Below are 24379 nucleotides of genomic sequence, written 5' to 3' on the forward strand. Positions count from 1 at the left end.
TACTGGAACCAAGATAGCTGCTTTATCGCGCGATTCGGTTTCAGTATTCAGTATAAGTGAAATTTGGAGGGGAAAGCATAAAATGAAAGCAACTTGGGAAAAAATAGAGAAGAACCTCGGCGTTCTCGAGGTCGAAGTGGAAGCGGAACGCGTTGCCGCTGCACTGGATAAAGCTTTTCAAAAAGTAGTCAAAAAAATAAACGTACCTGGATTCCGTAAAGGTAAAGTGCCTCGGTCGATTTTTGAGGCCCGTTTCGGTGTGGAAAGCTTGTACCAAGACGCCATCGATATTTTGCTTCCTGAAGTTTATACTGAAGCGGTTGATCAAACGGAGATTTTCCCGGTAGACCGCCCGGAAGTGGACGTTGAGCAATTTGCTAAGGGACAACCTTTCAAGTTTAAAGCTAAAGTAACCGTGAAGCCTGAAGTGAAGCTTGGCGAATATAAAGGTATCGAAGTTCCTGCTGCGAACATCGAAGTTAGCGAAGAAGAGTTGAATGAAGAGCTTACCCGCATGCAAGAACGCCATGCCGAGCTCGTCGTGATCGACGAAGAAGCCGCACAAAACGGTGATACCGTTGTCATCGACTTTGACGGCTCCGTGGACGGCGTTCCGTTCGAAGGCGGCAAAGCCGAGCGCTATTCCCTTGAACTGGGCAGCAATACCTTCATCCCTGGCTTCGAAGATCAGGTTGTGGGGCTGGCTACAGGCGACTTTAAGGACGTAACCGTTACCTTCCCTGAAACTTACCATGCCGAAGAATTGGCGGGTAAAGAAGCGGTATTTAAAGTGAAAGTTCACGAAATCAAACGCAAACAGCTTCCTGAATTGGACGACGAGTTTGCCAAAGACGTAAGTGAATTCGATACTTTGGACGAGTATAAAGCGGATCTGAAGAAACAATTGGAATCCCGCAAGGAAAAAGAAGGCTCCGCCGAGCGCGAAAGAATTCTCGTTGATCAAGTCGGCGAGAATGCTGAAGTGGAAATCCCGCAAGCTATGATCGACAGCGAAGTTGAGAACATGGTACGCGATTTCGACAACCGTCTTCGCGCGCAAGGCATGAACTTGGACATGTTCCTCGGTTTCTCCGGCCAAACGGTTGAAGATCTGAGAGAACAAATGAAGAACGATGCCGAGAAGCGCGTTCGCAACAACCTGGTTCTTGAGCAAATCGCTAAAGCCGAGAAGATCGAAGCGACGGAAGAGGAAATCAATAAGGAACTTCAGGATATGGCCGACGCTTACAAACGCACGCCTGAAGAAATCCGCAACATCCTTGCTGCGAACGGTTCGCTGGGCGGCTTGAAAGAAGAAGTTCTTCTTCGCAAGACGATCGAGTTCCTGACCGAGAACGCGAAGGAAGTTCCTGCCGAGCAATTTGCGAAAAAAACGGAGAAATCCGAGGAAGCCGAAAAGCCGGCTAAGAAGTCAACGAAGAAAGCGGCCAAGGCGGATGATTCCGCGGCGGAAGAACAAAACGAAGAATAATAAGTCCTTGCCCGCAAGGAACTACATGATCATACACCACAAGGCAAATGCTAAGGCACGTATAACTTAATGCGTGCCTTAATTTTTCATCTTTTAGCCAGACAATTATTTCCACCCGGGGAATAGGAAATCCCTTTCGGTTATATATTGTAAATTCAAGCACATAAACTGTATTGGGTGAAAAATGACATGCGCCTTTGAACGTGATAAAATAGTCTGGGGCGAAGGAAATTTGATAAAGAAAAGAGGTTGGTCACATGAGTCTGGTACCTATGGTCGTGGAACAAACAAACCGGGGAGAACGGTCTTACGATATTTACTCTAGACTGCTCAAGGATCGCATTATTTTCTTAAGCAACGCGATTGACGATGACGTAGCCAATCTCGTGATAGCCCAACTGTTGTTCTTGGCAGCCGAGGATCCCGATAAAGACATCCATCTGTACATCAACTCTCCGGGTGGTTCTGTCACTGCGGGGATGGGTATATATGATACGATGCAGTACATTAAACCCGATGTGTCAACGATCTGCGTGGGCATGGCGGCCAGCATGGGCTCGCTTTTGCTGACGGCAGGCGCTCCGGGCAAGCGCTTTGCGCTTCCGAACAGCGAAGTGATGATTCATCAACCGCTCGGAGGAGTTCAAGGGCAAGCGGCGGATATCAAAATCCATGCCGAATGGATTATCAAGACACGGGAGAAGCTGAACCAAATCTATGTGGATCGGACGGGTCAACCCCTTGAGAAAATCCAGCGCGACACGGACCGTGATTTCTTTATGAGCGCGGAAGAGGCTAAGGCCTATGGGATCATCGACCAGGTCATCAACAAGCCCATTAAACCATAAAGGGGTGTTTACATGTTTAAATTCAACGATGAAAAAGGCCAACTAAAATGCTCGTTCTGCGGCAAATCGCAGGAACAGGTCCGCAAGCTGGTTGCCGGACCGGGCGTTTATATATGTGACGAATGTATTGAATTGTGCACGGAGATTGTGGAGGAAGAGCTCGGACATGAGGAAGAGCTCGATCTGAAGGAAATTCCGAAACCGATGGAAATCCGCGATATTTTGGATCAGTACGTTATCGGTCAAGAGCAGGCGAAGAAGTCGCTCTCCGTGGCGGTTTACAACCATTACAAGCGGGTGAATTCGCAGAGCAAGAACGATGATGTCGAGCTGCAGAAGAGTAATATCCTTCTCTTGGGGCCGACCGGTTCGGGCAAAACGCTCCTCGCGCAAACCATGGCGAAAATCCTTAACGTTCCGTTTGCGATTGCCGATGCCACTTCGCTTACGGAAGCCGGGTACGTGGGCGAGGATGTGGAGAACATTCTGCTTAAACTGATCCAGGCGGCGGATTATGATGTGGAGAAGGCGGAACGCGGCATTATTTATATCGACGAAATCGATAAAGTGGCGCGCAAATCCGAGAACCCGTCCATTACGCGCGACGTTTCCGGGGAAGGCGTACAGCAGGCGCTCTTGAAAATTCTTGAGGGCACCGTTGCTTCTGTACCGCCGCAAGGCGGCCGTAAACATCCGCATCAGGAGTTCATTCAAATCGATACGACGAACATTTTGTTCATTTGCGGCGGTGCCTTTGACGGTCTCGAGCAAATGATCAAACGCCGGATCGGCAAGAAGGTCATTGGCTTTAACACGGCCAACGACGGGCAAAAGGATCTGAAACCGGGCGAATATCTTTCGATGGTCTTGCCGGAGGATCTCTTGAAATTCGGTTTGATTCCGGAATTCGTAGGACGTTTGCCGGTTATTTCGACCTTAGAGCCGCTGGATGAGAAGACATTGGTCCGCATTCTGGCCGAGCCGAAGAATGCGCTCGTGAAGCAATACCAGAAACTGCTTGAGCTTGACAATGTCAACCTTCAGTTTGAACCGAAGGCGCTGGAAGCCATTGCGCGCGAAGCGATCAAGCGGAATACGGGAGCTCGCGGACTCCGCGCGATCATCGAAGGCATTATGCTGGACGTGATGTATGAAGTGCCGTCCCGCGACGACATTACCGACTGCGTCATCACCGAGAAAGTCGTACTCGAGAAAACTTCGCCGGAACTGGAAGGCAGCAAGAACAAGAAACAGGAAGAGAGCGCATAAGGCGTTAGCCGAAATCGCGCCCGTTATAGATAAGTAGTTCGACAACTGCAGGAATGGCCCTTTGGGGCCTTCTTTGCCTTTAACGGACTTTTTTCGAAAGCTGTGATCGAATTCAAAGCACAGTGAGATTTGCTTTATGAGGGGAGGCCAGAATATGTTCTTAAGACAAGATACGCGACCGGTGAAGGTGGGTAATCTGACGATCGGCGGAAGTAATGAAGTCATTATTCAGAGTATGTGTACGACCAAAACGGCGGACGTCGCCGCGACGGTTGCCGAAATCCACCGTTTGGAGGAAGCCGGCTGCCAACTGGTTCGCGTGACGGTGAATAACGAAGAAGCGGCCGCGGCCATCAAGGAAATCAAGAAACAGATTCACATCCCGCTTGTGGCCGATATCCATTTTAATTACAAGCTGGCCTTGCTGGCGATCGAGAACGGGATTGACAAGGTACGGATCAATCCCGGGAACATCGGCCGGCGAGAGAAGGTCGAAGCCGTCGTTAAGGCCTGCAAGGAGAAGGGGATTCCGATTCGGATCGGCGTAAACGCAGGCTCTCTGGAGAACCATCTTCTGGAGAAGTACGGGTACCCGACGCCGGAAGCGATGGTGGAAAGCGCCCTGTTCCATATCGGAATTCTCGAAGAGCTGGACTTTCACGATATCATCGTCTCGCTGAAGGCATCGGACGTGCCGATGGCGATCGCGGCTTATACCAAGGCGGCGGAAGTCATTCCTTATCCGCTCCATCTGGGCATTACCGAAGCTGGCACGCTCTTCTCCGGTACCGTGAAGAGTGCGGCTGGGATCGGGGCGCTGCTCTCGATGGGGATCGGCTCGACCGTGCGGATTTCGCTTAGCGCCGACCCGGTGGAAGAGGTCAAGGTGGCGCGTGAATTGCTGAAAACATTCGGCTTGATCACCAACGCGGCCACGCTCGTATCCTGCCCGACCTGCGGTCGGCTGGACATCGATCTGTTCTCGATCGCAAATGAGGTGGAAGACTACATTGCGAACCTGAAAGTACCGATCAAAGTCTCGGTACTGGGGTGTGCGGTGAATGGTCCCGGCGAAGCCAGGGAGGCGGATATCGGCATCGCCGGCGCGCGTGGGGAAGGATTGTTGTTCCGTTACGGAGAAATGATCCGCAAAGTACCTGAAGCCGATCTGCTGTCCGAGCTGAAAAAAGAGATAGACCACATCGTGGAGGTTTACGAGGCGACCGGTGAAATTCCGGGGCGCAAGGAACATCGATCGCTTAGCGCGAAATAAGTCTGGATTTCATGAAGCCGCGGGCTGTCATACCGACAGCCCGCGGCTTTTTTTTCGAAAAAGACACGATTCTTCCGTGATGGTCGTTTTATGATGGAGCGAAAGGGCTATACTACCAAGTATCAGTTAAAGTGGGGAGGCTCTGTGACATGGATTTGAGTGTCATTCTGATGTCCGTTCAAATGTTTTTTGCTGTAGTAATCGGCTTGTACTTCTGGAACCAGTTGCGCAGTCAAAAGGGAAACCGGACGGCGGTGGACCGCGAATCGCGCAAGGAAATGGAAAAGCTGCGCAAGCTGCGGGCGATTTCGTTGACGAAGCCGCTGGCGGAGCGGACGCGTCCGGCCTCGCTGAACGATATCGTCGGCCAGAAGGATGGTCTTCGCGCCTTGAAGGCGGCGCTGTGCAGCGCTAATCCGCAGCACGTTATCATTTACGGGCCACCGGGTGTAGGCAAGACCGCGGCGGCGCGCGTCGTCATGGAGGAGGCGAAGAAGAATCCGGTTTCCCCTTTCAAAACCGACGCGAAATTTATGGAGATCGACGCCACGATTGCTCGCTTCGATGAACGGGGGATTGCCGATCCGCTGATCGGATCGGTGCATGATCCGATCTATCAAGGGGCCGGGGCGATGGGCGTTGCCGGGATCCCCCAGCCGAAACCCGGGGCCGTCACCAAAGCCCATGGAGGGATTCTGTTCATCGATGAGATCGGTGAACTCCATTCGATTCAGATGAATAAGCTGCTGAAGGTGCTGGAGGACCGTAAGGTCTACCTGGAGAGCGCCTATTACAACTCAGAGGATACCGGGACGCCCGCGTATATTCATGATATTTTTCAAAACGGCCTGCCGGCCGATTTCAGGCTCGTGGGCGCGACAACGCGTTCGCCTCAGGAGATTCCGCCCGCCCTGCGTTCCCGATGTATGGAGATCTATTTCCGGCCGCTGCTGCCGGAGGAGATCGCGCAGATCGCCGACGACGCCGTCAAACGTATCGGGTTTCAGCCTTGTCCGGAAGCGGTGGAGGTGATCAAGAAATACGCCACCAACGGCCGTGAGGCGGTGAACATGGTCCAATTGGCGGCTGGCCTGGCCTTGACGGAGAAGAGGGATCATCTGTTGGCCGCGGATCTGGAATGGGTGGCTACAAGCAGCCAGCTTGTGCCGCGTCCGGATCGGAAAATTCCGGCCCAGCCGGAAATCGGGGTGGTCAACGGACTTGCCGTCTACGGCGCCAATATGGGAACGCTGCTGGAAATCGAAGCGACGGCGGTTCCGGTTGAACCCGGCAAAGGTACCTATAACATCACCGGTGTGGTGGACGAAGAAGAAATCGGCGGGGGCAGCCGCACGCTTCGGCGCAAAAGCATGGCCAAAGGCTCGGTCGAAAATGTGCTGACCGTGCTGAAGCGGATCGGCATCGATCCTTCCGGCTTTGATTTGCACATTAACTTTCCCGGAGGGACACCGATTGACGGGCCTTCCGCCGGGCTTGCGATCGCGACGGCCATCGCTTCGGCGATCAAGCGGATCCCGGTGGATCACCGGGTGGCCATGACGGGGGAGATCGGCATCCACGGCAAGGTGAAGCCGGTCGGCGGCGTGGTCGCCAAGGTGGAGGCCGCTTTTCAGGCCGGGGCGACCACGGTGCTTATTCCGAAAGATAACTGGCAAACTCTGTTCGAAGGCCTGGACGGGTTGCGGGTCATTCCCGTCGAGTCGGTCGGTGAAGTGTTCCGGCATGTCTTCGGCCCCGAAGCGGAGAAGGATTTCGGTTTTATGTCGGGCGGAGAGCTTTTTGCGCCGTTGCCGGCGCCGGCCCCGTTTCTGCATGCCGAGTCACCGCCATCCAACGGTGTGGTCTAGGTTGTTTCCCTGGCGGCTGCCCAAACGGCAGCCGCTCTTCATTGGTGTTTTCATGTAACATTTGTTAAAATAGGAATGATATCTTAACGAGAACGTTTGGAGGTGCGAAAACGATGGGACCCCATAAATCCAGAGGTCGTCGTTTTCCTTTGCTGCCTTTGCGCGGCCTTCTCGTCTACCCGAGTATGGTGCTTCATTTGGACGTAGGCCGGGAAAAGTCGGTGAAGGCGCTGGAGAAGGCGATGGTCGACGACAATTTGATTCTCCTCTGTTCTCAATCCGAAGTGAACATTGAAGAACCGACCCAGGAAGACATTTTTCGTATCGGCACGGTCGCGAAAGTGCGGCAAATGTTGAAACTGCCGAACGGCACCATCCGGGTGCTCGTCGAAGGCATGGAACGGGCCGAGATTGTGGAATATTTGGATAACGAAGAGTATTACGAGGTGATGGCCAAGGAACGGCCGGAAGAGGATACGGCCGATCCGGAAGTCGATGCGCTGATGCGTACGGTACTCACCCAATTCGAACATTATATCAATTTATCGAAGAAGGTTACCCCCGAGACGCTTGCGGCGGTTTCGGACATTGAAGAAGCCGGCCGCCTGGCCGACGTCATTACGAGTCACTTGTCCCTCAAAATCAAAGATAAGCAGGAAATTTTGGAGACGATCGACGTCCGAAAGCGTCTGGAGAAATTGCTCGACATTTTGAATAACGAGCGTGAAGTATTGGAGCTGGAGCGCAAAATCAGCCAGCGCGTCAAGAAGCAGATGGAGAAAACCCAAAAGGAATACTATCTGCGCGAACAGATGAAGGCGATCCAGAAAGAACTTGGCGAAAAGGAAGGACGGGCCGGCGAAGTCGAAGAATTGCGGGCTTTGCTCGAAGAGAAGAACCTGCCGGAGAAAGTCCGCGAGAAGACGCAGAAGGAGATTGACCGGCTCGAGAAAATGCCGGCCAGTTCCGCTGAAGGCGGGGTCATCCGCAATTATGTGGACTGGCTGCTGAGTTTGCCTTGGAACGAGAAGACCGAGGACGATCTGGACTTGACCAAGGCGGAGCAAGTGCTGAACGAAGATCATTACGGGCTCGATAAACCGAAAGAACGCGTTCTGGAGTATTTGGCGGTACAGAAACTGGTGAAGAAGCTCAAGGGACCGATCCTTTGTCTCGTGGGGCCGCCCGGGGTGGGCAAGACTTCGCTCGCCCGCTCGATCGCCAAATCGCTCGGACGCGAATTCGTGCGGATTTCTTTAGGCGGGGTGCGCGATGAAGCGGAGATCCGCGGACACCGCCGGACCTACGTGGGCGCGATGCCGGGACGGATCATCCAGGGGATGAAGACGGCCGGGACGTTGAATCCGGTGTTCTTGCTGGACGAAATCGACAAGATGGCCTCGGATTTCCGCGGAGATCCCTCGTCGGCGCTGCTGGAGGTGCTTGATCCCGAACAGAACAACACGTTCAGCGATCATTTCATCGAGGTTCCTTTCGATTTGTCGAACGTCATGTTCGTAACGACCGCGAATGCGGTCCATAACATCCCGCGCCCGCTTCTGGACCGGATGGAAATGCTCTATATTCCGGGCTATACGGAATTGGAGAAGCTGCAGATCGCCACCCGCTACCTGCTGCCCAAGCAGAAACGGGAGCATGGTCTGGAGCAGGAACAGCTGGAGATAGGGGAAGAGGCGCTTCTCCGCACGATCCGGGAATACACCCGGGAATCGGGGGTGCGGAATCTGGAGCAGCAGGTTGCCGCATTATGCCGGAAAGCCGCGAAAAAAGTCGTATCCGAAGGGCTTCAGGAGATCCGGATCAGCCCCGAGGAGATTAAAGACTATCTTGGCGTGCCCAAATACCGATACGGCGTAGCGGAGCTGGAAGACCAAATCGGTACGGTCACTGGGCTCGCTTGGACGGAAGTTGGCGGCGAGACGCTGGTTATCGAGGTGACCGTCGTGCCCGGAAGCGGCAAACTGACGCTGACCGGGAAGCTCGGCGACGTGATGAAAGAGTCCGCCCAGGCGGCTTTCAGCTATACGCGCTCCAAAGCTTCGGAGCTGGGGATCGCACCCGACTTCCATGAGAAGAACGATATCCATATTCACATTCCCGAAGGGGCGATCCCGAAAGACGGTCCGTCCGCGGGCATTACGATCGCAACCGCGCTGATTTCTGCGTTGACGGGACGGCATGTATCGAAGGATATCGCGATGACCGGAGAAATTACGCTGCGCGGACGCGTATTGCCGATCGGCGGTTTGAAGGAGAAATCGCTGGCCGCCCATCGCGCCGGGTACAAGAAGGTCCTGCTGCCGAAGGACAATGAGCGCGATTTGCGCGACATCCCGGACAGCGTAAAGGAAGACATGGTATTCGTACCCGTATCCCATATGGACCAGGTGCTGGAACATGCGCTTGTGGAGCAGCCGGAAGTGCATTAGAGAGGATTGAAACGATGAAAATAACCAGTGCAGAGTTTGTGATCAGCGCTGTAGGACCCGCGCAATACCCTGAAGACGCCTTGCCGGAGATCGCTCTGGCAGGGCGTTCCAACGTGGGCAAGTCCTCGCTGATCAACCGAATGATCAACCGTAAGAACCTGGCCCGGACGAGCTCGACTCCCGGGAAAACCCAGCATTTGAACTATTACCGGATCAATAACGAGCTGTATTTTGTCGATTTTCCCGGATACGGCTATGCCAAGGTGTCCAAGTCCCAGCGTCAGGTCTGGGGAAATATGATTGAAAAATATTTGCTGGAGCGGGAAACGCTCCGGCTGGTTCTGCTTGTCATCGATTTGCGCCACCCGCCGTCCAAGGATGACGAACTGATGTATGACTGGTTGAAACATTATGACCTGCCCGTCTGCGTGGTGGCGACGAAGGCCGATAAAATTCCAAAGTCCCGCTGGCAGAAGCATCTGAAGGTGATCCGGGAGGCGCTCGTGATGCGCGCGGGCGACCAGATCATCATGTTTTCTTCCGAGGAAGGCATCGGCCGGGACGAGCTGTGGTCCCAAATATCCCGGTTTGCTATGCCGGAGAGCTTGGACGCCCCCGAGAAATGATTTAGTAAAATTTGCTTAAATCGATGGATCAAGAAGGGATTTGGAGAACAATCGGCAGGAAAGTGAGCATGCAGGGGGATTGTTGCGGCTAAAAACGGCTTAATCCGTTTTTTTCTGAAAAATGGCAGGATTTCACGTTTTAATCGCTGAGCAAATGATTAAATGAGTAGTGTATAATTATTTTTAAAGGATTGTTAAAAGAATTGAGGAGATTTTTATGGCTCAGCGGTTAGCCACAGAGTATGTTAATGCCAGTTTGCGTTTGTCGGAAGTTCAGATGTCGCAGTTTATTCACAAAGTGTATGATCCTCATGTCCGCCAGCGGGTTAAGGTGCTGGATAACGGAAGTCAAGAGGTGGTGCTGGAGGATGACAGCGGAGAGGAAGTCCATCTGCCTTTTGACCGCAGAGACGGTTACTATGTCTGTGAATTGTCTTTCCGCTTGGAAAAACCCCATTTGACCAATGTAATGAGACTCCTGTTCGCCGCCTTCAAGGGCTCGGGTATGGTTACCAGAATTTATAACGGATTCATGATGATGTATTATTATCAAGAAGGCCGGGTACGCAAGATCGTGGAGTTTTCCCGCGATTCCTACAAATTGGTGTATGAATTTAAAGATACATTGGGCGAGCTTCAAAGAATTTACCGGAACAATGATGTGGAACGGGAGATCGAAAACATTCATTCCCGCATCAATGCACTGCTCGATCAGCGTATCGTCGCCAAAGAGGCCGCTTCGGTAACCGCAATCGACGATGAACTGCGGGGATATACACGCCGTCTGTTCGTTCTGGAAGCCTGATCCTATGGCCTTGTTTACCAACTACTAAACATCCCATCAATGAATTTCTATGCAGCCCGCGATCCAAGGGGAGACCTTGAATCGCGGGTTTTTCGTTGCTTTTTTTCCGCACCAAATGCCCGGGGGGAGAATAATATTTATCTGTGGTCAAAAAAGTGTTGCATTTGTCTCCGATAGATGGTATTTTTAATCTCGTTGAAAAGAATATAGGAACCAGGATTCACTCAGGACATGGAGATGTTGCGAGAGATTTTTCCCTCGGGAAGTGAATGACGTAGGTCCTAGCGGATGAAATTTTTTCAAACATTTTATTCCTAGGAAGGGGGAACCGAAAGATGGAATATTCAACTTTCGGAAGACACGTTGCTGTTGATACTTGGGGAGTCGATTTTGAGGTACTGAACAACGCAGAGCTGCTGCAAGCTCATATGGTGGAAGCTGCCGAATCTTGCGGAGCCACGGTGCTGTCCGTGCAATCCAAACAGTTCGAACCACAAGGAGCCACGGTGCTTGTTTTACTGTCGGAGAGCCATCTCTCGATTCATACGTATCCTGAGAGAGGATTCGCTGCGATTGATTGTTACACTTGCGGCGAAACTGTAGACCCGCAGCTGGCAATCGATTACCTGGTTTCCGTATTAAAGCCGGAAAAATGCTACGCGAAGAAACTGATTCGCGGTTTGGGCGAGCTAGAGGTCGTGACTCCGGTCGTTAATCAAGCGGAGTTGGTTTAAGACCGATATATTTACTTAGAAAATGGGAAAGATATTATAACCATGGAAGAATTTCCATGGTTATTTATTTTATTAAAATTTTACATTTCATAAATAATTCATAAAAAACTCATGGAAAACCCCAAGTTTGCGCTTACCTCTGTGATATAATTAACATAGTTTGTTTAAGGGAAATGCAGTCACAACTTTCTAAAAGGCAGGTGAACTTGCAATGCACATTGTCGTAGTCGGGTTAAACTATCGGACGGCGCCTGTGGAAGTAAGGGAACGCTTTGCGTTTGCGGATAAGGATATGCCACAAGCGCTGCAGGAGTTGAAACGCACCAAGAGTGTATTGGAAGGCGTCATAATCGCAACCTGCAACCGCACGGAAATATATGTGGTCGTAGACAGGCTGCATATGTGCGGGTATTTTATCCGAAGTTTCATGGAGAAATGGTTTGGCATTCCGCGCGAGGAGTTTACCAAACATTTATATATGTATGAAGATGAGCAAGCTATCCGCCATCTGTTTAGAGTCGCATGCGGCCTGGATTCCATGGTGTTGGGAGAAACGCAAATCCTGGGGCAGGTACGGAGCGCTTTTTTGCTGTCCCAAAGGGAGAAAGGTACCGGAAAGTGGTTTAACATGCTGTTTAAGCAGGCCGTTACCCTGAGCAAACGCGCGCACTCGGAAACCTCGATCGGCGAAAGCGCCGTTTCCGTCAGTTATGCGGCCGTGGAGCTTGGAAAGCGAATCTTCGGCAGCTTTACCGGGAAGCGTGTGCTGATTCTCGGCGCCGGCAAAATGAGCGAATTGACGGCCAAACACCTGAGCGGTGCGGGAGCGGAAGAGGTTATCGTCGCGAATCGCACGTTTGGACGGGCGCAAGAGCTGGCGGCCAAGTTCAACGGCACGCCTTGCTCGATGCAGGAAGCGATGAACCGGCTGACCGAGGTCGATATTTTGATCAGCTCGACCGGGGCCGAAGGATATGTCATTACTCAATCCCAGGTGGCCAAGAGCATGCAGCAGCGTCCGGAGCGGCCGCTGTTCATGATCGATATTGCGGTTCCCCGGGATATCGATCCGTCTATCGGCGAACTGGATCATGTCTTTCTGTATGATATCGATGACCTCGAAGGAATCGTGGAGAGCAATCTGGAAATGCGGCGGGGCGAAGCCGTTAAGATTGAAGAAATGATCGAGGCGGAAATCGAGGCGTTCGGAAACTGGCTGCAAACTTTAGGGGTTAAGCCGGTCATCCGAGCCTTGCAGGAGAAGTCTTCCGCCATTCACGAGACGACGCTGGAGAGCATGTTCAACAAACTGCCGGAGCTGGATGAGCGTCAGCGGAAAGTGATTCGCCGATTGACCAAGAGCATTGTGAATCAGATGATGCATGATCCGATCAACCGGATTAAGGAACTGGCGGGCGAGGAGAAGGGAGCCGAGGCGCTCGACTGGTTTACTCAGATATTCGCGCTGGAAGAACACATCAAAATGTTGGACGAGTCAAGCCTTGAAAGCGGAGCCTCCAAGGAAGTCATGAAGCTATCCGAAGACGAGGCCGCGCCGGCTGCACCTCCCCTCTCCCTGGTACAAGCATCCGTGTAAAAATATGCCCCGAGCCTTCAGTTTGACTTTCGGTTGGATTTGCCGGAACGTTGCGAGGGTTCGGGGTTTCTTGCTGTATTTCGACCCGTTCGCTGGAAAAATGCAAAAGGGTACAGTATGCTATACACAATACGGAAACTTCAGGAAGGGTTACCTTATGACATACTACGTTCCGCTGATGATAAACCTGGAAAACCGCCGATGCGTCATCGTGGGCGGCGGCTCAGTCGCCGAACGAAAAACGGCTTCCCTGATCGATGCGGGCGCGGAGCTCGTGCTGATTAGCCCTGAGGCGACTTCCCCGCTGGAGCAATGGATCGCGGAAGGCCGATTGACCTGGGAGCGGCGCGGTTATCGCGAAGGCGATCTGAAAGGCGCTTTTCTCGTCTTTGCGGCAACCGATCAAGCGGAGGTCAACGACGCCGTGACCGCGGAGGCCCATGCCCTGGGAATTCCCGTAAATCATGCGGGGGAAGGCGGAAAGGGCTCCTTTATTTCGCCGAGCGTCGTCCGGCGGGGTGGGTTGGTATTATGCGTTTCAACCTCCGGGGCGGGCCCGCTGGTGGCGAAAAAGTTAAGCCGGGACCTGGATGCGCATTTCGGCGAGGATTATGAAACGTATGTGGAATTTTTAAGTACGGCCCGAAAAATGATCAAAGAGCGGGAGCCGGACGCGCATCGCAGAGCCGTGCTTTTTAAAGCCTTGGCGGAGATGGATGTGCTTGCATCGATCCGTGAGGGCCGTTTTCAGGCTTGGAATGAAAATAAATGGATCGCTTGGATGGATGAATACCGGGAGGAATGAAGGATGAGACGAACCATTGTGGTAGGAACTAGGCAGAGCCAACTCGCCCTGACGCAAACGGGACAGGTAATCGACGGCTTGAAGGCGATCTGCAGGGATCGGGGACTCCCTTATGATTTCGAGATCAAGAAGATCATAACGAAAGGCGACCGGATTTTGGACGTGACTCTGTCGAAGGTCGGAGGCAAAGGTCTGTTCGTGAAAGAGATTGAGCAGGCGATGCTGGACGGGGAGATCGACCTGGCGGTACATAGCATGAAGGATATGCCCTCCGAGCTTCCCGAAGGGTTGATCAACGGCGCCGTTCCTAAGCGGGTGGATCCCCGGGACGCGCTGATTTCCAAGGGGGGACGCGCGCTCGACGAGCTGCCGCAGGGAGCGAAGGTGGGCACGAGCAGTCTGAGAAGATCGAGCCAGCTTAGCGCCTACCGGCCGGATCTCGTGCTGGAGCCGATTCGCGGCAATATCGATTCCCGGCTGCGCAAGCTGGAGACGGAAGGGTTCGACGCGATTATTTTGGCGGCGGCGGGGCTGTTCCGGATGGGCTGGGAAGACAAAATCACCGCCTATCTTCCGACGGAGGTGTGCCTCCCCGCGGTCGGTCAAGGCGCGCTCGGCATTGAATGCCGGGAGAACGACAAGGAGGTCCGGGAGTTGCTGGCCCTGATCAACGATCCCGAGACCGCGCTGACGGTAGCCGCGGAACGCCGGTTTCTCGGTGTATTGGGAGGAAGCTGTCAGGTGCCTGTGGGCGCTTATGCCGTATTGGGCAAAAGCGTTCCGGGAGGGGGGAGCGATCATGCCCCCGAGATCGTTTTGACCGGGATGGTCGGAGCGCCGGACGGGCGTGTGATCCTGAAAGAAACGATGGCGGGGAATGACCCGGCTCTGCTGGGGCAAGCCGTGGCGGATAAGCTCATTTCCGAAGGAGCGGACGAAATTTTGGCGGCAGCCAGGGAGTGATGGAGATGACGGGGAAAGTATATCTGGTTGGCGCGGGGCCCGGCGATGCCAGGCTGATTACCGTGAAGGGGTTGGAATGCCTGGCGAAGGGGGACGTGATCGTCTACGACCGGCTGGCGAATCCCAGCCTGCTCGGTAAAGCGAAGCGCGGTGCGGAGAAAATCTATGTGGGCAAACGAACGGATCGGCACACGATGAAACAGGAGGACATCAACCAGCTATTGGTGGACCTGGCTTTGACGGGCAAAACGGTGGTGCGCCTGAAGGGCGGGGATCCGACCATTTTCGGGCGCGTCGGGGAGGAAGCCGAGCTGCTGCGCAAGCACGGAATTCCGTATGAGATCGTACCCGGAATCACCGCGGCGATTTCGGTGCCGGCCTATGCCGGCATTCCGGTGACCCACCGCGATATGGCCTCGTCGCTGTCGATCATCACCGGGCATGAAAGCCCGGATAAGCTGGACTTATCCATTCATTGGGAAAAAGTTACGAACGCGACGGGTACGCTGGTGTTTATGATGGGCGTGGCCAAAATCGGATATATCAGCCGGCAGTTGATCAAGCACGGCCGGCTTCCCGAGACCCCGGTAGCGCTCGTGCGCTGGGGAACCCGCGCCGAACAAGAGACGCTGACCGGCACGCTCGCGGATATCGAACAAAAAGTAATGGCGGCGGATTTCAAGCCACCGGCCGTCATCGTGGTGGGCGAGGTCGTAAAGCAGCGGGAACAGCTGATGTGGGCCGAATCCTTGCCGTTGTTCGGCATGCGGATTCTGGTGACCCGTTCCCGCTCCCAGGCGAGCGAGCTGGTCCGCCAAATCGAGGACCTTGGCGGCGAGCCTTACGAATTTCCGGTCATCGACTTCGAAATGCCTTCGGGCGAACCGTTGGCCGCCGCGGAGAAGGCGTTGGAACGTTTGCCGGAATACGATTGGGCGTTTTTTACCAGCGTGAATGGCGTGGAGTTTTTCTTTAACCATTTGGAAAGAATGGGTAAAGACATCCGAGCGCTGCACCACGCCCGAATCGCGGCGGTCGGACCCGCTACGAAAGAGGCGCTGAGACGCTACGGCATCGCGGCGGAGGAGCTCCCCGGACGCTATCAGGCCGAAGGGCTGCTTGAGGCCTTCGGGACGTCGCTGCGGGCCGGACAGAAGGTGCTGCTCCCGCGCGGGGACTTGGCGCGTTCCTGGCTGCCCGCAGCGCTTCGGGACCGGGGGCTTGACGTTACGGAGGCGGTGATGTACGCCACCGTTCCGTTAGGGGACGAGGACGAGGAATTGGCTAAATTGCTCAGGGAGGGCAAGATTCATGCCGTTACCTTTACCAGTTCCTCGACGGTGACGAATCTGCTCGGTGCATTGCGACGCATGGGCTTTGAAGACCCGGCGTCGGCGCTGCAAGGCGCGGCCATCGCCTGCATCGGCCCCGTCACGGCGAAGACGGCCGAGGAGGCGGGGCTTCGGGTAGAGATTCTTGCCGAAGAAGCGACGATTGCCAGCTTGGTGGCCGCCCTGCTTGGCTGGAAGCAAGCCGGCGGCCGCCGAAAGCTGGATTGATTTTTTAAGGGAGGATTGTATTCATGAGTTTTCCGATTGTAAGACACCGCCGGCTGCGGCAATCCGCGGCTATTCGCGGCATGGTGCGCGAAACGGTTTTGACGGTGGATGACTTCATTCAACCGATATTTGTGGCCCACGGCAGCGGGATCAAGAACGAGATTTCTTCGATGCCCGGCGTTTATCATTTTTCTTTGGATACGCTTGAAGAGGAAGTCAAGGAAATCGTCGACCTGGGGATTCCGGCGGTGCTGTTGTTCGGCATTCCGGAAACGAAGGACAGCGTAGGCTCCTCCGCGTTTGACGAGGAAGGTATCGTCCAGCAGGCTACGCGCAAAATCAAAGCGCTGTATCCGGATTTGCTGGTCGTGGCCGATACCTGCCTGTGCGAGTTTACCGATCACGGGCACTGCGGAATGGTCCATACTTTTGAACGGGACGGCCATGTCTGCGGGGATGTCCTGAACGATGAATCGCTGGACCTCCTCGTACGCACCGCGGTCTCCCAAGCCAAAGCCGGCGCGGATATCATCGCGCCATCCAATATGATGGACGGCTTCGTGCAGGCGATTCGCGCCGGGTTGGACGAGGCGGGCTTCAGCCATATTCCGATCATGTCCTATTCGGTGAAATACGCGTCCGCGTTCTACGGGCCATTCCGCGAAGCCGCCGATTCGGCACCGCAGTTCGGCGACCGCAAGACGTATCAGATGGACCCGGCCAACGTGCGTGAAGCGCTAAGAGAAGCGGAATCGGACGTGCTGGAAGGGGCGGACATGCTGATGGTGAAGCCCGCGCTCGCCTTTATGGACGTGCTGCGCCTGCTCCGCGATCAGTTCGATCTGCCGCTTGTGGCATATAACGTCAGCGGGGAGTATTCCATGGTCAAAGCGGCTTCCGAGCGGGGCTGGATCAACGAGCGGGCCATCGTTACGGAGATGCTGCTCGGCATGAAGCGGGCCGGTGCGGATATCATTATCACCTATTTCGCCAAAGACGCCGCACGTTGGCTGCGCGAGGGGAAATAAAACTTATATCAACGGGTGAGGAGAGGTTCTCATGAGTGAAAAGATCGGGCGGCGCAGCGAAACGCGGTCCCACCAGGCGTTTGAGGAAGCAAAAACGGTGATGCCGGGCGGCGTGAACAGTCCTGTTCGCGCTTTTAAATCCGTCGGTCTGACCCCGGTATATGTAGAGCGCGGAGCCGGTTCGCGCATTTACGACATCGACGGTAACGAGTACATCGATTATGTCGGTTCCTGGGGACCGCTGATTATGGGACATGCCCATCCCGAAGTCGTGCGGGCGCTGCAGGAAGCGACGGCCAAGGGCACCAGCTTTGGCGCCCCGACGCTGCTTGAAACGGAGATGGCCAAGCTGGTGGCCGAGCGGGTTCCGTCGATCGACATCGTCCGGATGGTCAGTTCCGGGACGGAAGCGACGATGAGCGCGATCCGTCTGGCCCGCGGCTATACGGGAAGAAACAAGATCATGAAATTCGAGGGCTCTTACCACGGCCATGCGGACAGCCTGCTGATCAAGGCCGGCTCGGGTGTGGCCACACTCGGATTGCCCGACAGCCCCGGGGTGCCGGAAGGCGTGGCCTCCAATACGATTGCGGTGCCGTACAACGATCTGGCTTCCGTCGAGCTGGCGTTTCAGCGCTTCGGCAGCGAGATCGCCGGGGTGATCGTGGAGCCGGTGGCGGGCAACATGGGCGTTGTGCCTCCGCAGCCCGGATTTCTGGAGGGCCTGCGGAAGCTGACGACGGAGCACGGCAGCTTGTTGATTTTTGACGAGGTGATGACCGGGTTCCGGGTTGACCGGCATTGCGCCCAGGGCCGCTTTGGGGTAACGCCGGATCTGACCTGTCTGGGCAAAGTGATCGGCGGCGGATTGCCGGTCGGGGCCTATGGCGGCAAGCGCGAAATTATGGAGCAAATCGCTCCGGTCGGCCCGATTTATCAGGCCGGGACTTTGAGCGGCAACCCGCTGGCCATGACGGCAGGATATACGACGCTTTCGCTGCTTACACCGGAAGTGTACGACCGGCTGGAAATGTTGTCGGCCCGGCTCGAGGCCGGATTTATCGCCAACGCCAAGGAAAAGGGGATTCCGTGCCGGATCAACCGCGTCGGCTCGATGGTATGCCCGTTCTTCACGGAGGCGGAAGTCGTCAATTACGATACGGCGAAGAGCAGCGACCTTGATATGTTCCGGCGGTATTTCGCCGCGATGATCGAGGAAGGCATCAATATCGCGCCGTCGCAGTTCGAGGGCATGTTCGTTTCGGGGGTTCACACCGAGGCGGATATCGACGCGACGATCGAGGCGCACCGCCGTGCGCTGCAAAAGCTGTGAGCGCCAGGGTTTCGGGAACCCGGCGGGGGGAATGGTACGAACTGATGCCGGGGAAGCTGAATCCTTCGGAGCCGGGGGGCCGCTATGAAGCGGCCCTCCTTTGGCTTACGCGGGAGCTGGGCTTCCCGGACAAACTGCTCCGGGAGCTGGATGCGGCCGGCGAGATTAAACTGGCCGGGGATCGCCTGCGGCTGCGCCTGTTTCCGCCGAGGACATCACAGTATGCCCCGGTGGAGCGGCCGATCGACCTATTGTACGAGGACGATTTTTGCCTCGTCGTCCATAAACCGGCCGGCCTGAAGGTGCATCCGGACGGGGCCGGTTCACCCCCTACGCTGGCGAACCTTGTGGCGGCGGTGTTTGCGCAGCGGGGCGAACCCATTGCCCCGGGCCATATCCACCGGCTGGACGAGTATACGTCCGGCCCGGTGCTCTACGCCAAGAACGCCATGGCCCAGCTGAAACTGGACGCGGCCATGGCGCGGAAGGAGATCGGCCGGGTTTATACGGCGCTGGTGGAGGGGCAGGTCTCCCCGGCCCTCCGCGTGATCCATGAGCCGATCGGCCGGGATCGGCACCACCCTTCCCGGCGGCGGGTTTCCCCGTCGGGGAAGGACGCGCTGACGCGGGTGGAACTGGTCGAGACGTATCCGAAAGCGAGCCTGGTGCGGCTGACGCTGGATACGGGGCGAACCCACCAAATCCGCGTCCATCTGAGCCATGCGGGGCACCCGTTGGTCGGGGACGCCCTTTACGGCGGGAGTTCCCGTCTTTTTCCGCACCAAGCGCTGCACGGGGAGAGTCTGACCTTTCCCCATCCATTGACGGGGGAACTTATCCGCGTGGATGACCCCTGGCCCGAAGAATGGAACCGGCTCCGTGAACAGTTGCGACAGGGGAAAGAATCCTAAAAAGGACATGCGTGGCATTGCGCCGCTAATGAGCCGGAATTCCGTCAAAAATCAGGCATGCACTCTATTTTCAAGCATATAGATAAGAACGAGCGATGATGGGGCCCTTCATCCTGTGCGGACCCCAATCAGGTCTGGTAATGCTGAAAGGAGGCAACCTATTTGACGGATTCATCCTACGGTTTAAGGTTTGATATTTATGAACGCGTACATTTGTCGGAACAGGTAACCGGAATCGACGAATTGGAGGAAATCGAACTTTTTCCGAGAATCCAGGTCGTTCCGGGCGAAGAGTATGCTTCCCTCCGCGGGCATCTGCTGTTGTCGGGACTGTATCGGGGGGAAGGCGGCACGCATGAATTGGAGCATTGGATCCCGGTAGAGATTACGATTCCGCTTAGCCGGGTCGGTAAGCTGGAGGACATTGCGGTCGAAATCGAGAATTTCGACGTGGACCTGCTTAGCGCCAGAAGCTTGAACATTACGGGCGTTCTTTCGCTTCAGGGAATCGAAACCTCGTCGGTCAGCGTGGACCCGGAAGAGTGGAAGGACCGTGAATTCGTAACTTCCCATGAACCGGCTCCAGATTTTCGCGGCGAGGCGGAAACGAATCGTTCGAACCCGTGGGGGCGGGAATTCCAGACCGGAAATAACGAGCGGAACTACGCCGATCCGTTCCGTGCATGGGAGCAGGAAGCCCAGCCCGGTTCGGAAGATGCGGACGAGCAGCCGCAGGTTCTGAAGTGGAACAATGTAGATTCGCCGCTGTTTGCTCAGGCCGTGCTGGAGGACAAGGGGGATGCGGATTGGACCGAGACCCCGGGGGGACCTCGGGAACCCGTTTTCGAGGAATGGGCCGAAAATGCGGACGAAGCGCCGGATGAACGGTACGGGAGATGGCGGGAAGCGGCTCGGGAGCCGGATGACGCCCAGAGGGAACCGGAGCATGCTTTACCCGTAACCGCCGCCGAAACGGTACAGCACCTGGAGGAACGGGACCGGATGGAGGCGGCTCCTGAATCCGCGCCGCTGGCGGAGTACGAGAACGAGCTTCCTGTCCTGGCCGAGGCGGACCCACTCGAAGAGGCCGTATCGGAAACCTTGGAAGATAAGGACCAGATCCGTCCGGAGCCCGCCGAAGAGAAAAAGGAGATGAAAATCGCCCTTGGCAGCAAAAAGAACGAGGCAGGGCAGCGTGACGACCATTTCGGAATCAGCAAGCTGCTGTCCACTCCACGTCAGGATGCCGAACCTGCATTTGAAGCCGGGGAGCAAGAAAGCGTTCAGGCTGCCGCCCAAGATTCGGGGGACGGCGAGGAAGTACGGTGGAAGAGCCTGTTTATCGGCAACAACGAAGAGCAGACACCTTTCCGCAAAGTCAAGCTGGTTATCGTCCAACGTGAAGAGACACTGGATGAGATCGCGGAGCGGTATCAGCTCAGTACGCGGGAACTTCAACTTTACAATCGTCTGAGCGAACAGCATTTGAATGAGGGACAGGTGCTGTATATTCCCTAATCGACCGGATGCGTACCTTGGAAAGCTGCACAGTGAATTGTGCGGCTTTTTTGTTTTGTCTCTACATGGAGGACAAATGTCCATTTTTGTATCGTCAGGTTGACTCCGGGACATAATCAAGCTATTATGAAAAAGATAAACGCCATGTATAACCCATTACAAAGACCAGGAACGGGAAGAGTAGGCAGTGAACCCTTCAGAGAGCGGAATTGATACGCTGGAAAATTCCGTAGGATACAGCTGACCGAAGTCGCCCGGGAGTCGTCCGTTTGATCCATATCGTTCCGGTATGCTAGAACGGGCCGGCCGCAGCCGTTATCTGTATGAGTGTCGCAAGCCTTGCGGAGTCAACCGGGAAGATTCAGGGTCCCTTGACCGCCTGCCTGCGAAACAAAGGTGGTACCGCGAAAGTAAAGCCTTTCGTCCTTTGAGACGAGGGGCTTTTTGTGTTTTCTTGGCCCATCATGATCAAACCTCAAACTTAAATTGTGCCAAAGTTATTTCAAATGTAATGGAGGTCAAGTACAAATGACAGAAAAGCAAACACAGCAACCTTTGTCGGCGGAAATGCCGACGACATACGACCCGAAAGCGGCGGAACAGAAATGGTACCGCTATTGGCTGGAGGGGGGATTTTTTAAGGCGGGGCAAAAACAGGACGCCGAGCCGTTCACGATCGTAATCCCGCCTCCCAACGTGACGGGAATGCTGCATTTGGGGCATGCGCTGGACTGTACGCTGCAGGATATTTTGATTCGGACCAAACGCATGCAGGGGTATGACACCCTTTGGCTGCCGGGCACGGACCATGCCGGGATCGCCACGCAGACGAAAGTGGAGCAGAAACTCCGGGAGGAAGGGTTGTCGCGCTACGATCTCGGGCGTGAAAAATTCCTGGAACAGGTATGGCAGTGGAAGGACAAATATGCCGAGTCCATTCATGAGCAATGGGCGAAAATGGGCTTCTCCCTGGATTATTCCCGCGAGCGTTTCACGCTGGACGAGGGCTTGTCCAAGGCCGTACGCGAAGTGTTTGTGAAACTGTACGAAAAAGGTTTGATTTACCGGGGCAAATATATCATTAACTGGGACCCGGTAGCGCGTACCGCCCTTTCCGATATCGAAGTGGAGTACAAAGAAGTCAATGGACACCTCTATCATTTGCAGTATCCGTTGAAGGACGGCAGCGGTTCGATCACCGTGGCTACGACGCGTCCGGAGACGATGCTCGGCGATACGGCGGTTGCCGTTCACCCGAAGGACGAGCGATACAAGGACTTGATCGGCAAAACGCTGATCCTACCGATTATCGGCCGCGAGATTCCCGTTATTGCCGACGAGTATGTCGACAAAGAATTCGGCAGCGGCGCCGTGAAAATTACACCGGCCCATGATCCGAATGACTTTGAGGTCGGCTTACGTCATCAATTGCCTCAGATCACCGTCATGGACGAAGGCGGCAAAATGAATAAGGACGCGGGCAAGTACCAAGGGATGGACCGCACAGAGTGCCGCAAACAAATCGTCAAGGACCTGCAGGAGCTGGGCGTTTTGATTAAAATTGAAGACCATGTGCATCAAGTCGGACATAGCGAACGTACCGGCGCCGTAATCGAGCCTTATTTGTCCACACAATGGTTCGTCAAAATGAAGCCGTTGGCGGAAACGGCCATCGCCGCCCAAAAATCCGGAAACGGCGTGAATTTTGTACCGGATCGTTTTGAAAAGACCTATCTTCATTGGATCGAAAATGTCCGCGACTGGTGTATTTCGCGCCAATTGTGGTGGGGACACCGGATTCCGGCCTGGTATTCCGAGGAAACCGGCGAGATGGTTGTGGCTTACGATGAAGCGGAGGCGCGGGCCAAGCTGGGACGGGACGACCTCAAGCAGGATGAGGATGTATTGGATACCTGGTTCAGCTCCGCGTTGTGGCCGTTCTCGACGCTCGGTTGGCCGGACGGAGCCAGCGAGGATCTGAAACGTTATTTCCCGACGAGTGTGCTCGTGACGGGATACGATATTATCCCGTTCTGGGTTTCCCGCATGATCTTCACCGGTCTGGAGTTCACTCAAACGATTCCGTTCCGCGATACGCTGATTCACGGATTGATTCGGGACAGTGAAGGACGTAAAATGTCCAAATCGCTCGGCAACGGGGTCGACCCGCTGGAGGTTATCGAGAAGTACGGCGCGGATGCCATGCGTTATATGCTTTCCACGAGCAGCACTCCGGGGCAGGACCTTCGCTTCCATTGGGAACGCGTAGAGCAGGCGCGGAATTTTGCGAACAAGATCTGGAATGCTTCGCGGTTTGCCTTGATGAACCTGGAGGGCGTCAAATTCGAGGACATCGACATCAGCGGGGAGCTGAGCACGGCGGATCGCTGGATTTTGCATCGCTTTAACGAAACGACGCGGGAAGTTACCCGATTGATCGACGCTTATGAGTTCGGGGAAACCGGACGTCAGTTGTATAACTTTATTTGGGATGATCTTTGCGACTGGTACATTGAGTTCGCCAAGTTGTCTCTATACGGGGAAGACGCCGCGGCGAAGCGGAAGACCCAATCGGTTCTTGCTTACGTATTGGACCGGACGCTGCGGTTGATCCACCCGTTCATGCCGTTTATTTCCGAGGAAATATGGCAGCACCTGCCGCATGACGGCGAAACGATTACGTTGGCGGAATGGCCGAAATACGATCCTGCGCTGGAAGCGCCGGACGCCGTTCAAGAAATGAACCTGCTGGTTGATATGATCCGCTCCGTCCGGAACATTCGGGCCGAAGTGAATGTGCCGATGAGCAAGAAAATCGAGCTGCTTGTCAAACCGGCGAATTCGGAACTGCTTGACATCGCTAACCGGAACGCCCATTACATCAGCCGTTTCTGCAACACCTCGCGGTTGGACCTGTCCATTGAGGCGGCGGTGCCGGATAAGGCGATGACCGCGGTCGTTACCGGAGCCGAACTGTATCTTCCTCTTTCCGGGCTCATCGATATCAGCCAGGAGATCGCGCGGCTTGAAAAAGAGCTGGACCACTTGAACAAAGAAGTCGAACGCGTGGAGAAAAAGCTGGGGAATGAAGGGTTTGTTTCCAAAGCCCCGGCCAAGGTCATCGAGGAAGAAAAGGCCAAGATGGCGGATTACGCGGAAAAGCGGGATAAGGTTCTGGCACGGATCAGCGAATTGAAAGCTTAAGCTAAAAGGATGCAGACAATCCGGCTGAATTCTTCCCGGCATCGGGAGAGGCTCAGCCGGATGCTTGCTATCTGCTGATATAAGCAGGTTCATTCC

The 24379-nt window shown here is 54.9% G+C and carries 18 protein-coding genes and 1 other annotated feature; all 18 genes read left to right on the forward strand.

Annotation, left to right across the window (positions count from 1 at the left end; translation table 11 throughout):
• Nucleotides 1-82 precede the first annotated feature (82 nt).
• The 18 genes from tig (at nucleotide 83) to FRY98_RS25075 (ending at nucleotide 24283) form a co-directional block, all read left to right on the forward strand.
• On the forward strand, nucleotides 83-1492 hold the full coding sequence (gene tig / locus FRY98_RS24990; protein ID WP_148457250.1) for a trigger factor: 1410 nt from the start codon (nucleotides 83-85) through the stop codon (nucleotides 1490-1492).
• 257 nt (nucleotides 1493-1749) lie between these two features.
• Nucleotides 1750-2340, forward strand: coding sequence for an ATP-dependent Clp endopeptidase proteolytic subunit ClpP (gene clpP / locus FRY98_RS24995; RefSeq protein ID WP_148457252.1), 591 nt, complete (start codon nucleotides 1750-1752; stop codon nucleotides 2338-2340).
• A 12-nt stretch (nucleotides 2341-2352) separates the two neighbouring features.
• Nucleotides 2353-3609 carry an ATP-dependent protease ATP-binding subunit ClpX gene (clpX, locus tag FRY98_RS25000; protein ID WP_148457254.1) on the forward strand — a complete coding sequence of 419 codons (1257 nt, stop codon included), beginning with the start codon at nucleotides 2353-2355 and terminating at the stop codon, nucleotides 3607-3609.
• A 154-nt stretch (nucleotides 3610-3763) separates the two neighbouring features.
• Nucleotides 3764-4882 carry a flavodoxin-dependent (E)-4-hydroxy-3-methylbut-2-enyl-diphosphate synthase gene (gene ispG / locus FRY98_RS25005; protein WP_148457256.1) on the forward strand — a complete coding sequence of 373 codons (1119 nt, stop codon included), beginning with the start codon at nucleotides 3764-3766 and terminating at the stop codon, nucleotides 4880-4882.
• Between the two features lie 149 nt (nucleotides 4883-5031).
• Nucleotides 5032-6750 (forward strand): ATP-dependent protease LonB, encoded by a 1719-nt coding sequence (lonB, locus tag FRY98_RS25010; RefSeq protein ID WP_148457258.1) that lies wholly within the window; start codon nucleotides 5032-5034, stop codon nucleotides 6748-6750.
• 113 nt (nucleotides 6751-6863) lie between these two features.
• Nucleotides 6864-9200, forward strand: coding sequence for an endopeptidase La (gene lon, locus FRY98_RS25015; RefSeq protein WP_148457260.1), 2337 nt, complete (start codon nucleotides 6864-6866; stop codon nucleotides 9198-9200).
• 14 nt (nucleotides 9201-9214) lie between these two features.
• Nucleotides 9215-9826, forward strand: a complete 612-nt coding sequence (gene yihA / locus FRY98_RS25020; protein ID WP_148457261.1) for a ribosome biogenesis GTP-binding protein YihA/YsxC — start codon at nucleotides 9215-9217, stop codon at nucleotides 9824-9826.
• Between the two features lie 217 nt (nucleotides 9827-10043).
• A complete protein-coding gene (locus FRY98_RS25025; RefSeq protein ID WP_148457263.1) occupies nucleotides 10044-10631 on the forward strand; it encodes a non-ribosomal peptide synthetase module in 588 nt (195 codons plus the stop codon).
• A gap of 335 nt (nucleotides 10632-10966) precedes the next feature.
• On the forward strand, nucleotides 10967-11365 hold the full coding sequence (gene speD, locus FRY98_RS25030) for an adenosylmethionine decarboxylase (protein WP_148457265.1): 399 nt from the start codon (nucleotides 10967-10969) through the stop codon (nucleotides 11363-11365).
• A 211-nt stretch (nucleotides 11366-11576) separates the two neighbouring features.
• Nucleotides 11577-12962, forward strand: coding sequence for a glutamyl-tRNA reductase (gene hemA, locus FRY98_RS25035; protein ID WP_148457267.1), 1386 nt, complete (start codon nucleotides 11577-11579; stop codon nucleotides 12960-12962).
• Nucleotides 12963-13119: 157 nt separating this feature from the next.
• On the forward strand, nucleotides 13120-13767 hold the full coding sequence (locus FRY98_RS25040) for a precorrin-2 dehydrogenase/sirohydrochlorin ferrochelatase family protein (RefSeq protein ID WP_148457270.1): 648 nt from the start codon (nucleotides 13120-13122) through the stop codon (nucleotides 13765-13767).
• Between the two features lie 3 nt (nucleotides 13768-13770).
• Nucleotides 13771-14730, forward strand: a complete 960-nt coding sequence (hemC, locus tag FRY98_RS25045) for a hydroxymethylbilane synthase (RefSeq protein ID WP_148457272.1) — start codon at nucleotides 13771-13773, stop codon at nucleotides 14728-14730.
• 5 nt (nucleotides 14731-14735) lie between these two features.
• Nucleotides 14736-16289 (forward strand): uroporphyrinogen-III C-methyltransferase, encoded by a 1554-nt coding sequence (cobA, locus tag FRY98_RS25050; RefSeq protein WP_148457274.1) that lies wholly within the window; start codon nucleotides 14736-14738, stop codon nucleotides 16287-16289.
• Nucleotides 16290-16312: 23 nt separating this feature from the next.
• Nucleotides 16313-17317, forward strand: coding sequence for a porphobilinogen synthase (hemB, locus tag FRY98_RS25055; protein WP_148457276.1), 1005 nt, complete (start codon nucleotides 16313-16315; stop codon nucleotides 17315-17317).
• Between the two features lie 31 nt (nucleotides 17318-17348).
• A complete protein-coding gene (gene hemL, locus FRY98_RS25060) occupies nucleotides 17349-18650 on the forward strand; it encodes a glutamate-1-semialdehyde 2,1-aminomutase (protein ID WP_148457278.1) in 1302 nt (433 codons plus the stop codon).
• A 44-nt stretch (nucleotides 18651-18694) separates the two neighbouring features.
• Nucleotides 18695-19561, forward strand: coding sequence for an RluA family pseudouridine synthase (locus tag FRY98_RS25065; protein WP_211373357.1), 867 nt, complete (start codon nucleotides 18695-18697; stop codon nucleotides 19559-19561).
• 162 nt (nucleotides 19562-19723) lie between these two features.
• Entirely contained in the window at nucleotides 19724-21079 is a 1356-nt protein-coding gene (locus FRY98_RS25070; RefSeq protein WP_148457282.1) for a LysM peptidoglycan-binding domain-containing protein, read from the forward strand.
• Between the two features lie 158 nt (nucleotides 21080-21237).
• Nucleotides 21238-21510 (forward strand) — a binding site (T-box leader).
• Nucleotides 21511-21607: 97 nt separating this feature from the next.
• A complete protein-coding gene (locus tag FRY98_RS25075; protein ID WP_148457284.1) occupies nucleotides 21608-24283 on the forward strand; it encodes a valine--tRNA ligase in 2676 nt (891 codons plus the stop codon).
• Nucleotides 24284-24379 lie beyond the last annotated feature (96 nt).

Origin of the sequence: Paenibacillus faecis (assembly GCF_008084145.1) — a bacterium.
Lineage (GTDB): Bacteria > Bacillota > Bacilli > Paenibacillales > Paenibacillaceae > Fontibacillus > Fontibacillus faecis.

Coding starts and splice junctions, on each gene's coding strand:
- hemB (WP_148457276.1), top strand. CDS start 16,313: ATGAGTTTTCCGATTGTAAGACACCGCCGGCTGCGGCAATCCGCGGCT.
- ispG (WP_148457256.1), top strand. CDS start 3,764: ATGTTCTTAAGACAAGATACGCGACCGGTGAAGGTGGGTAATCTGACG.
- cobA (WP_148457274.1), top strand. CDS start 14,736: ATGACGGGGAAAGTATATCTGGTTGGCGCGGGGCCCGGCGATGCCAGG.
- FRY98_RS25040 (WP_148457270.1), top strand. CDS start 13,120: ATGACATACTACGTTCCGCTGATGATAAACCTGGAAAACCGCCGATGC.
- tig (WP_148457250.1), top strand. CDS start 83: ATGAAAGCAACTTGGGAAAAAATAGAGAAGAACCTCGGCGTTCTCGAG.
- hemC (WP_148457272.1), top strand. CDS start 13,771: ATGAGACGAACCATTGTGGTAGGAACTAGGCAGAGCCAACTCGCCCTG.
- speD (WP_148457265.1), top strand. CDS start 10,967: ATGGAATATTCAACTTTCGGAAGACACGTTGCTGTTGATACTTGGGGA.
- clpP (WP_148457252.1), top strand. CDS start 1,750: ATGAGTCTGGTACCTATGGTCGTGGAACAAACAAACCGGGGAGAACGG.
- FRY98_RS25075 (WP_148457284.1), top strand. CDS start 21,608: ATGACAGAAAAGCAAACACAGCAACCTTTGTCGGCGGAAATGCCGACG.
- yihA (WP_148457261.1), top strand. CDS start 9,215: ATGAAAATAACCAGTGCAGAGTTTGTGATCAGCGCTGTAGGACCCGCG.
- clpX (WP_148457254.1), top strand. CDS start 2,353: ATGTTTAAATTCAACGATGAAAAAGGCCAACTAAAATGCTCGTTCTGC.
- hemA (WP_148457267.1), top strand. CDS start 11,577: ATGCACATTGTCGTAGTCGGGTTAAACTATCGGACGGCGCCTGTGGAA.
- hemL (WP_148457278.1), top strand. CDS start 17,349: ATGAGTGAAAAGATCGGGCGGCGCAGCGAAACGCGGTCCCACCAGGCG.
- FRY98_RS25065 (WP_211373357.1), top strand. CDS start 18,695: ATGCCGGGGAAGCTGAATCCTTCGGAGCCGGGGGGCCGCTATGAAGCG.
- FRY98_RS25025 (WP_148457263.1), top strand. CDS start 10,044: ATGGCTCAGCGGTTAGCCACAGAGTATGTTAATGCCAGTTTGCGTTTG.
- lon (WP_148457260.1), top strand. CDS start 6,864: ATGGGACCCCATAAATCCAGAGGTCGTCGTTTTCCTTTGCTGCCTTTG.
- lonB (WP_148457258.1), top strand. CDS start 5,032: ATGGATTTGAGTGTCATTCTGATGTCCGTTCAAATGTTTTTTGCTGTA.